Below are 2,873 nucleotides of genomic sequence, written 5' to 3'. Positions count from 1 at the left end.
CGCCTATATAAATCGTATCCGATTAAATCGGACGATTTATATAGGCGGAGCCCTGACGCCTGGATAAGCAGATGCCCCAGACCCCTTCGACCCCGCAGCCGACCGACGGCGACGACCCCAAGCTGCCAAAGTTCCTGTGTTTCGCGGTCTATTCGGCGAACCTGGCCTTTGGCCGCGCCTACAAGCCCCTGCTCGACGCGCTGGGCCTGACCTATACCCAGTACATCGCCCTCGTGGCGCTGGCCGACGAGGACGGTCAGACGGTGGGCGCGCTGGGCGAGAAGCTGTTCCTGGAGTCCAACACCCTCACCCCCATCCTCAAGAAGATGGAGTCGCTGGGCTATATCGAGCGACGGCGCGATCCGGCCGACGAGCGCCAGGTGCGGCTGAGCCTGACGCCGGCCGGCCGCCGTCTGGCCGAAGCCAATCCAGGGGAGGCGCTGAACGACGCCATCGGTTTAGACGAGAACGAGTTCCCCGTGGTCCAGGCGTCCGTGGCCCGGCTGCGCGACAATCTGCTGAGCGCGACGAAGGGGTAGGGGCCGCTACACCCGCTCGATGATCACGGCCGGGGCCATGCCGCCCGCCGCGCACATGGTCACCAGACCGCGCCTGAGGTCGCGGCGCTCCAGCTCGTCCAGGATCGTGCCGATCAGGATCGAGCCGGTGGCGCCGATCGGGTGGCCCAAGGCCATGGCCCCGCCGTTGACATTGACCTTGTCGCGGTCGAGCCCCAGGTCGCGGATGAACTTCTCGGCGACCACGGCGAAGGCCTCATTGATCTCCCACAGGTCGATGTCGTCGACGGTCAGCCCGGCCTTGGCCAGCACCTTGCGGGCGGCGGGGACGGGGGCGTTGAGCATCAGGGTCGGGCTGTCGCCCATATTGGCCATGGCCACGATCCGGGCGCGGGGCTTCAGACCATTGCGGGCGGCGTAGGCCGGCGAGGCCAGCAACACCGCCGCCGCGCCGTCGACCACGCCCGACGAGTTGCCGGCGTGGTGGACGTGCTCGATCTTCAGGTCCGGATAGACCTGGTGGATCAGGCCGCCCAAGGTCGTGCCGGCCTCGTCGATCGGCACGCCGGCTATGGCCCCGAACGAGGCCTTCAGGCCGGCCAGCCCTTCCAGGGTGGTCTCGGGGCGCGGGAACTCCTCGCGGTCCAGGGCGATCGAGCCGTCGTCGCGATAGACTGGAACCAGGGCGCGGTCGAAGCGGCCTTCGCGGATCGCCCGGTCGGCGCGCTGCTGGCTGACCAGGGCCAGCTCGTCCAGGGCCTGGCGCGGAATGCCTTCCAGCGTGGCGATGGCGTCGGCGCAGACGCCCTGGTGGCTCTGCGGATGCCGGGCCCGCAGGCGCAGGTTGCCGCTGTCCAGCAGGCCGGGCGAGGTGCGGTCCGCGGTGGCGGCGGTGTAGGACATCATCTCGGTCCCGCCGGCGACGACCACGTCCTCCATGCCCGACATGATCGAGGCCGCCGCCAGGTTCACCGTGGTGATGCCCGAGCCGCAGAACCGGTCCAGGGTCATGCCGCTGGCCCGGATGTCGTAGCCGGCGTCCAGCGCCGCCATCCGGCCCAGGTCCCCGCCCTGCTTGCCGCGCTGGGTGCTGGTGCCCCAGATGATGTCGTCGACCTCGGCGGTGTTGAGGTTGTTGCGCTCTGCCAGCGCCTTCAGCACCGTGGCGGCCAGGTGCTGGGGATGGAAGTCGGCCAGGGCGCCCTTGCCGACCTTGCCGATGCCGCGCGGCGTGCGGCAGGCGTCGATGATCAGAGCTTCGGGCATAGGCGTTCCTCCCAGAACGGTTGCCAAGAACGATGGCTTGAACCGATCTGACAGCCGGCGCCCTTGGGTCAGTCCAGCGCCTTTTTCGCGGTCATTGCACGGTCACGCCGGCGCGGGCGGGGGTCCAGCGGGCGCGGCGCCAGGCGAGGGGGCTGTCACCGGTCACCTGCCGGAAGAGGCGCGACAGGTGGCTCTGGTCGGCCAGGCCGACGGCGAAGGCGATCTGGGCCAGGGGCTCGGCGGTCTCCAGCATCAGGGCCTGGGCCCGGGCGATGCGCTCGGCGATGACGTGGGCGTGGGGCGAGCGGCCGAAGCTCTGCTTGAAGGCCCGGCCGAAGTGGCTGACGCTGAGCCGGACCAGCCCCGCGAGGTCCTCGACCCGAATCTCGCCCTCGAGATTGGCGTCGATGTGGGCGTTCAGCGTGCGCACCTGCCAGGGCGCCAGACCGCCGCGGGCCAGGTCCGTCGCCGGGGTCCGCGAGGCGCCGCCCCAATCACCGACCAGCAGGTCGCCCGCCAGAATGTCGCTCGCCGAAATCTTGAACCCGTCCATGTCCCTACTCCCGATCGGCTTGATTGCCTGGAGACAGGGATAGGGGGACCGGCGTTCGGCGATAATCGACGCAAGCGGCGCTTCACTGTTGCCCAAAGCGGCCTAATCAGCTGATCGACGGTTTGAGCCCCCTAGGTCTCGATGCCGTGCGCCCAGGGTTGCTTGGCGAAGTGCTCGCGCAGGAAGTCGATCAGCACCCGCACGCGCGCCGGCCGCGCGCGGCCCGGCGGGGTCAGGATGTGCACGGGCACCGGCACCAGCGTCCAGTCCGTCAGGACCTCCTCGAGCAGGCCCTCCTTGAGCTCGTCCCAGATATAGACCTCCGGCTGGAGCGTCGCGGCCAGGCCCGCCAGCAGGATCGGGACCCCCGCCAGGCCGTTGTTCACCCGGATCGCTCCGTCCACCATCACCAGGTGCTCGCCATGCACGGGATGGAAGAAGCGCCACTCCTGGGCTTCCCGCACATGGGTGTAGATCATCAGCGGCATCTTCAGCAGGTCGCTCGGATGCGAGGGGCGGCCATACTGTTCGAACAG

The 2,873-nt window shown here is 69.1% G+C and carries 4 protein-coding genes; 1 reads left to right on the top strand and 3 read right to left on the bottom strand.

Features of this window, described 5'->3' with window-relative positions; genetic code table 11:
- Positions 1-71 precede the first annotated feature (71 nt).
- Positions 72-539 (top strand): MarR family winged helix-turn-helix transcriptional regulator, encoded by a 468-nt coding sequence (locus tag AC1DZ6_RS22805; protein WP_477099395.1) that lies wholly within the window; start codon positions 72-74, stop codon positions 537-539.
- A gap of 6 nt (positions 540-545) precedes the next feature.
- Here AC1DZ6_RS22805 and AC1DZ6_RS22800 read toward each other — a convergent pair whose 3' ends face one another.
- The 3 genes from AC1DZ6_RS22800 to AC1DZ6_RS22790 all read right to left on the bottom strand — a co-directional run.
- Positions 546-1,784, bottom strand: a complete 1,239-nt coding sequence (locus AC1DZ6_RS22800) for an acetyl-CoA C-acetyltransferase (protein WP_477099394.1) — start codon at positions 1,782-1,784, stop codon at positions 546-548.
- 91 nt (positions 1,785-1,875) lie between these two features.
- On the bottom strand, positions 1,876-2,337 hold the full coding sequence (locus AC1DZ6_RS22795) for a helix-turn-helix domain-containing protein (protein ID WP_477099393.1): 462 nt from the start codon (positions 2,335-2,337) through the stop codon (positions 1,876-1,878).
- A 131-nt stretch (positions 2,338-2,468) separates the two neighbouring features.
- The coding region (locus AC1DZ6_RS22790) for a LysR substrate-binding domain-containing protein (RefSeq protein WP_477099392.1) at positions 2,469-2,873 on the bottom strand (405 nt) is incomplete at its 5' end.

This window comes from Caulobacter sp. P1_B12_2, assembly GCF_056406675.1.
The sequence above is the reverse complement of the archived record's forward strand: the minus strand, read 5'-3'. Positions and strand labels throughout refer to the sequence as shown.